Raw genomic sequence first — 2,318 nt, 5'->3', positions numbered from 1 at the left:
GAAGATGCCACCGGACGTCGCCAGTTCGGTTTTGACCGTGTATTGGCCGAATCCCAGAAGATTGTCCAGCCGTACGTATTTCGCTCCGACATAGATCAAGCCCAGGAGTGCAACCACGACGAGAGCGACCAGCTGCCATTTGGCGAGCTTCGACATCACCATCAGAGATCGAGCTCGAACTGATGTGGTGTGCTCATGGTTCGACTCCCGAATGACAAGCCGGGTACGGCTAAGCACTTACCAATAGCTATGAAGTGGAGTTTCATTCTTCGAACGCCTTCTGTTTCACATACAAGGATCAATTGCTGCGGCTCAAAACAGGAAGATGAGATACCGTATAGTCAAGCAAATAACAAAGAGAAATTCTATTGTCGACGATTATCGAACGAAAAGTCAGGAATAATTAATTTTGCGATCGGGACCACAGTAACAACAGCACTAAGAAGATGCCAATGTGGGACTCCGGCAGCGATCAATACCGCGATCACGCCCGTCGCAGCATCCCCTGATACATCCGCCCACCGATGAGGTGTCCACACGTGCGCTGGCCCCTCCAATAGCCCGTTCTCGTCGCAGATAAGTGCTATCATTGCGAGGTCACAACCACCCTCTTCGAGTACTAGCAACCACCACCTGCCGGAGTCGTCTGGCGAAAACGAGTAACCGCTTGCACGAATAGAGAACCCTTCGCCGATAATGAAATCGACCAACTCCGGCATCATTGCCTCTTCGCCATTGACATGAGGTCGAGTTCGCCCACTCATTACCGCCGCCATTCCAACTTCCTCAGAATCAATACGTCGATCGATTGAAATATAAGTTTCGAATTTACAAATAGAATTTACCACGCACTCTAGATCTGAGTAGACAACTAATTAAAGATCACATTCAAGTACGCACGCATTTCCCACAAAACGTCTATGTCAAATTGCATTATCTACGACACATTTGCATAATTGGCATGATTTCTCATATATCCATTTAGTGTATGCAATCCAGGCGGTGGCTCTGCATCGCAAACTTTGCCACCTGAAATGCGCATCCAGATTGCGGGCACTACAACAGAGGGGAATCCCGAGAGTATCGATCGCTGACACGACATCACCAAATAATTCGTGCCTTCGTGCGCATATCCAATAGCACATACGGCCGATTTAGTGTGGCACTCCACGTTCATTCCGAGCAATCCGCTTCTTCAGATTTTCCATAACTACACGCAATGATTCAGTGTAGTTCAATGACCATCTTCTACCATATCCACTGAATACTCAACACGTTCAACTACCACAAGAGATGATCGAAACAAATTCGAAAATAATTGGCAATGAAATTGCTAGATACGAAAATGGTTTTTCTTTACCGCCCACTCCGAGCAATTTCTATTTAACACAATTAAGCTTTAATGATCAAAGTTTTCAATAGCGCCCTCCTCCTTTACTAACAAAAGAGCTCAAGGCCTTCGATACCAATATGTCACACAACTAAGTTTTTTCCAGAATCATTAACTCGCACATTATCTGTTACACCAAGAAACTGGGAATATAAATCCCCATCAAATGCGTCCGCTCGACCAAAAATTGAGTTCTCATCAATAAGGGGGGCGGCTCTCGCGAACTTATAGCCGCCCCCCCCTTATCTCAGTCCACGGACTTAGCTACTGGACCCGGCATTATCAGCACTGCCCAACGAACCAGCACCATCTACCGAACCAGCACCATCTACCGAACCGGAGAAAATCGATGAAACCAGATCTTTGAAAGCTGCAATGATGCTGTTATCAGCGAGCGAACCCACAGAGAACTCCTTAAAATTGGTTTATCCCAAATGGAACCTAAATGTGTACGCCTCGGAATAGAAAATATTCTATTCTCTCCACCGGAACATCGAAAATACTCCGTTAAGCCGTACATAAAACAGTGTAGACCAGACTGAGCCTACGTGTCGACCGGTTCGAAAAAAGAGGACTAAAGCTGGATCTCCAAATGCCCTGGTAGTGAACCTGGCGGTAGATTGAACAAACGCTGCTTAAGGTTCAGATATGATCGATCCCACATCTCAGATACCATCGGACGCGCATGGTGAACATCACGGCGACTACTTGAGTCAAAATAAATTACAACTTATGTTAACTCTAAGTAACTTTAGGTCAAACATTTAAGGACTTTCTACCCTTGTAGGGTTACAGAACTGCAACTAGGTGTTGCGGGTATGGACGTTGCTGACGCAGGACTGAAGTAGACGGGCTGGTCCTCGGCGTGAGAATGGGAGTTGCGACACAACCGTTCTCAACCAAGAAGGACCAGCCCTGTGACACACCG

The 2,318-nt window shown here is 46.6% G+C and carries 1 pseudogene; it reads right to left on the bottom strand.

The window, feature by feature from the left end:
- A pseudogene (locus RhoBH5_RS32440) lies at positions 1-162 on the bottom strand (mammalian cell entry protein); the annotation flags it as partial.
- Positions 163-2,318: the final 2,156 nt, after the last annotated feature.

It is taken from the genome of Rhodococcus sp. BH5 (genome assembly GCF_027583855.1).
Lineage (GTDB): Bacteria > Actinomycetota > Actinomycetes > Mycobacteriales > Mycobacteriaceae > Rhodococcus_F > Rhodococcus_F qingshengii.
This window is presented reverse-complemented; position numbering and strand designations above follow the sequence as displayed.